At 62.9% G+C, this 4,712-nt stretch carries 6 protein-coding genes; all 6 read right to left on the reverse strand.

Annotated elements, in window-relative coordinates; genetic code table 11:
• Nucleotides 1-74: 74 nt before the first annotated feature.
• Nucleotides 75-1,013 (reverse strand): cytochrome-c oxidase, cbb3-type subunit III, encoded by a 939-nt coding sequence (ccoP, locus tag HLUSI_RS0102620; RefSeq protein WP_016832492.1) that lies wholly within the window; start codon nt 1,011-1,013, stop codon nt 75-77.
• Nucleotides 1,006-1,209, reverse strand: a complete 204-nt coding sequence (locus HLUSI_RS0102625) for a cbb3-type cytochrome oxidase subunit 3 (protein ID WP_016832493.1) — start codon at nt 1,207-1,209, stop codon at nt 1,006-1,008. Before HLUSI_RS0102625 ends, ccoP begins: the two co-directional genes overlap by 8 nt.
• 9 nt (nt 1,210-1,218) lie before the next feature.
• A complete protein-coding gene (gene ccoO / locus HLUSI_RS0102630) occupies nt 1,219-1,833 on the reverse strand; it encodes a cytochrome-c oxidase, cbb3-type subunit II (RefSeq protein ID WP_016832494.1) in 615 nt (204 codons plus the stop codon).
• A 13-nt stretch (nt 1,834-1,846) separates the two neighbouring features.
• On the reverse strand, nt 1,847-3,283 hold the full coding sequence (gene ccoN, locus HLUSI_RS0102635) for a cytochrome-c oxidase, cbb3-type subunit I (RefSeq protein WP_016832495.1): 1,437 nt from the start codon (nt 3,281-3,283) through the stop codon (nt 1,847-1,849).
• 108 nt (nt 3,284-3,391) lie between these two features.
• Nucleotides 3,392-3,580 carry a cbb3-type cytochrome oxidase assembly protein CcoS gene (gene ccoS / locus HLUSI_RS0102640; protein ID WP_016832496.1) on the reverse strand — a complete coding sequence of 63 codons (189 nt, stop codon included), beginning with the start codon at nt 3,578-3,580 and terminating at the stop codon, nt 3,392-3,394.
• A gap of 2 nt (nt 3,581-3,582) precedes the next feature.
• Nucleotides 3,583-4,712 (reverse strand): heavy metal translocating P-type ATPase (locus HLUSI_RS0102645; protein WP_016832497.1); only part of this gene is annotated, 1,130 nt, incomplete at its 5' end.

The following is a 4,712-nucleotide window of genomic DNA, read 5'->3' on the forward strand; positions in this document are numbered from 1 at the left end:
CGATAGATATCCGCGCGGGCGGCGTACATGTTGACGACGGCAATATCCGGCGGCGTATCCATGATCGTGCGTCCTTACTTCTGGTCGGCGTTGGACGGCGCGTTCGACAGGCTCCAGACGTAGGCCGCCAGCACCTGCACCTTGGCTTCGCCGAGGAACGCCTGGAACGCCGGCATGGTGTTGTTGCGACCCTTGCGAATGGTTTCCATGACGGTTTCGACGCCGCCGCCGTACAGCCAGACCTTGTCGCTCAGGTTGGGGGCGCCCAGGGCCTGGTTACCCTTGCCGCCCGGACCGTGGCAGGCCATGCAGGCAGCGAACTTGGACTTGCCGAACACCGCCTTGATCGGATCATGCGTCGAATCCGACAGGCTCAATACATAGTGCGCGACGTTCTCGACGTCCTTGTCCGAACCGAGCGCCGCCGCCATCGACGGCATCTGGCCGTTGCGGCCGTGCAGGATGGTCGTCCTGATCACTTCCGGATCGCCGCCGTACAGCCAGTCCTTGTCGGTCAGGTTGGGAAAGCCCTTGCTGCCGCGCGCGTCGGAGCCGTGGCATTGCGCGCAATAGGTCAGGAACAGGCGTTCGCCGATCACGTGCGCCTGCGGATCGGCGGCAACCGTCCGGATGTCCTGCTGCAGGTATTTTTCAAACAATGGACCGTAGTCGGCGTCGGCCTTGCTCAACTCGCGCTGATAGGCTTCGCTGGATTTCCAGCCGAGCTTGCCGGCATAGCTGCCCAGCCCCGGATACAGGAACAGGTAGGCCAGCGCGAACACGATGGTCAGGTAGAACAGCCACATCCACCAGCGCGGCATTGGCGTATTGAGCTCGGTCAGGTCGACGTCCCAGACGTGGCCCGTGGTGCCAACGGTGGACGGATCCTGGCCAGGCTTCTTTTCCACCTTGACCTTGGACTGCGACCACAGCAGCACGCCGCAGCCGATGATGCTGATGATGGTGAGACCGGCGATGTAGAGGTTCCAGAACTCGCTCGTGAAATCAGACATGGCGGCTCTCCGCGGTATCCTTCAACAGATCGGAGGGATCGTCGAGATGTTCATCCGCGAACGGGATCCGTTCCGCCTCCGCGAAGTCGTCGCGGCGGCGCGCGCTGAACGACCACCACAGGATGCCGATGAAGGTGCTCAGACTGATCACCGTCATCACGCTGCTGGCCTGGATCGTGAAATTGTCGATAGCCATGTGTTTCCCCTAGTTTCTTGTCTTGATTTGCGTACCGAGGCCCTGCAGGTACGCGACCAGCGCGTCTTCCTCGGTCTTGTCTGCCAGTTCGGCCGGCGCCGCCTTGATCTCTTCGTCGGTGTACGGCACGCCCAGGCGATGCAGCGCACGCATCTTGGGCGCGATGCTGTTCGGATCGAGCCTGGTTTTCGCCAGCCACGGGTAGCCGGGCATGTTGGATTCGGGCACCACGTCGCGCGGATTGTTCAGGTGGATGCGATGCCATTCGTCGCTGTAGCGTGCGCCCACGCGCGCCAGGTCCGGACCGGTGCGCTTGGAGCCCCACTGGAACGGATGGTCGTAGACGAATTCGCCCGCCACCGAGTAATGGCCGTAGCGCTCGGTCTCGGCCCGGAACGGCCGGATCATCTGCGAATGGCAGTTGTAGCAGCCTTCGCGGATGTAGACGTCGCGGCCGGCCAGGCGCAGCGGCGAGTATGGTTTCAGACCCGCGATCGGCTCGGTGGTCGAGCGCTGGAAGAACAGCGGAACGATCTCCACCAGCCCGCCGACGCTGACCACCAGCACCACCAGCGCGATCAGGAGCCAGGGATTCTTCTCAATCCATTCATGGGAAAATTTCATTCGATGCTCCTGCTCATGCGTGGGTTGATACGTGATTCGTCAATACAGGGATGCGCGCCTCGACCGGCTGCCCGTCCCGCATGGTCCTGTAGGTGTTGTAAGCCATCATCACCATGCCGGTCAGGTACAGCAGGCCGCCGGTGAAACGGATCACGTAGTAGGGATAGGTCGCCTTGACGCCTTCCGCGAAGGTGTAGGTCAGCGTGCCGTCGGCATTCACCGCGCGCCACATCAGGCCCTGCATCACGCCGGCAATCCACATCGAGGCGATATACAGCACCACGCCAATGGTGGCCACCCAGAAATGCAGGTCGACCAGGCGCACGCTCCACATCTCGCGCTTGCCGGACATGCGCGGGATCAGGTAATAGATCGAACCCATGGTGATGAAACCGACCCAGCCCAGCGCGCCCGAATGGACGTGGGCAATGCCCCAGTCGGTGTAGTGCGACAAGGCGTTGACGGTCTTGATCGACATCATCGGACCTTCGAAAGTCGCCATGCCGTAGAACGACAGCGACACGATCATGAACTTCAGCAGCGGGTCGGAACGCAGTTTGTGCCACGCGCCCGACAGCGTCATGATGCCGTTGATCATGCCGCCCCACGACGGCGCCAGCAGGATCAGCGAGAACACCATGCCGATCGACTGGGTCCAGTCCGGCAGCGCGGTGTAATGCAAGTGGTGCGGACCGGCCCACATGTAGGTGAAGATCAGCGCCCAGAAGTGCACGATCGACAGCCGGTACGAATACACCGGACGCTCGGCCTGCTTGGGGATGAAGTAATAGACCATGCCCAGATAACCGGCGGTCAGGATGAAGCCGACCGCGTTATGACCGTACCACCACTGGATCATGGCGTCCTGCACGCCGGCATAGGCCGAGTAGGACTTCCACAGCGACACCGGCATGGCCGCGCCGTTGACGACGTGCAGCAGCGCCACCGCGATGATGTAGGCGCCGAAGAACCAGTTGGCGACGTAGATGTGCCTGACCTTGCGCTTGATCAGCGTGCCGAAGAACACCACCGCATACGTCACCCAGACCACGGTGATCAGCAAGGCGATGGGCCATTCCAGCTCGGCGTACTCCTTGCCGCGCGTGAAGCCCATCGGCAAGGTGATCGCAGCCGAGACCAGCACCAGTTGCCAGCCCCAGAACGTGAACGCGGCCAGCTTGTCCGAGAATAGCCGGACCTGGCAGGTGCGCTGCACGACGTAATACGAGGTCGCGAACAAGCCGCAGATGCCGAACGCGAAGATCACCGCATTGGTGTGCAGCGGCCGCAGGCGACCGTAGGTCAGCCATGGAATGTCGAAGTTGAGCGCCGGCCAGGCCAGCTGCGCTGCAATGAAGACGCCGGCCAGCATGCCGATGACGCCCCACACCACGGTGGCGATCGTGAATTGCTTCACGATCCTGTAGTTGTAATTGAGTTCTCTGTCCACACCCTCTCCCGGAATTTTTTCGTGCTTGCTGTACGCGCACGACCTTGACAATGGGAGAGTAGTTTTACGGAGCGCGACTGTCCTTGATGTGCATCAAAATACAGGAGATCAGTCGATGGAAGCCTTGGCGCCGATCGAACTTTCATCGGCCGGCGCGCGATCGTCATCCTGCAGGATCCGCCAACCCGGACTCACCAGGTCATCGAACTGGCCGTCGTCGGACATACGGAAGAACAGCCAGATCGCCGCGAACACGACGGCGATGCTGAGCGGCACCAGCAGGTAGAGCGCTTCCATGCTCAACTCTCCTTTCCGACCCGGCGCAGGCGCAGCGCGTTGAGCACTACCACCACCGAACTCAGCGACATGCCCACGCCCGACAGCCACGGATTGATCCAGCCCAGTGCCGCGGCCGGAATCGCCACCACGTTATAGAGCGTGGCCCAGGCCAGGTTCTGGCGAATCACCGCCAGCGTCTTTGCGGCGACGCGATCGGCTTCGCACAGCGCCGACAGTCGTCCCGACAGCAGCACGCAATCGGCGCTGGTCTGCGCCAGCGCGGCGCCGTTACCCATCGCGAACGAGACGTCGGCGACACGCAGCACGGCGGCGTCGTTGACGCCGTCGCCCACCATCGCGACGATGGCGCCGCCCTGCTGCAGCCGCCGCACGAATGACAGCTTGCTTTCAGGCAGACAATCGCCGAGCGCGGTCGGGATGCCGAGCCGGTCGGCCACGCGTTGCGCCACCTCATGGCGATCGCCGCTGAGCAGCACCAGGCTTTTTCCTTGCCGCTGGAAATGCGCGACCACCGCCTGCGCTTCCGGCCGGAGCGCGTCGGTAATATCAAAGCGCGCCAGCCAACCGTTGCTCGACGCCAGGAACACATAACTGGACTCGGCATGCTCGTCGGCATCGGCCGCCGGCATGCTCGATGCAGTCGGAATCAATGCATGCACAAACGCGAAATTGCCGAGCCGGCACAGCACGCCGTCAACGGTCGCTTCCAGGCCTTGTCCGGTGGCATGGCGCAACGTCCCTGCCTCCGGAATATCGTGCAGTTGCCTGTCCGCTGCCGCCTGCAGGATAGTCTGCGCCAGCGGATGCGCGCTGGCGCGTTCCATGGCGACGGCAATGCGCAGACAGTCAGCCGCGGACAAGGCGCCCAGCGGCAGAATGTCTTGCAGTGCAGGCTTGCCGACGGTCAGCGTGCCGGTCTTGTCGAACACGATGTGGGTGGCGCGATGCAAAGTCTCCAGCACATGCGGCTGTACCGCCAGGATGCCTTGCCGCAGCAGCCGATCGGTGGCTGCCGCCAATGCTGTCGGCGTCGCCAGCGACAAGGCACACGGACAGGAAACCACCAGCACCGCAATTGCCACCGGCCACGCGCGCGCGTTGACGCCGTCGCCCACCATCGCGACGATGG

The sequence above is a fragment of the Herbaspirillum lusitanum P6-12 genome (genome assembly GCF_000256565.1).
Taxonomy (GTDB): domain Bacteria; phylum Pseudomonadota; class Gammaproteobacteria; order Burkholderiales; family Burkholderiaceae_D; genus Herbaspirillum; species Herbaspirillum lusitanum.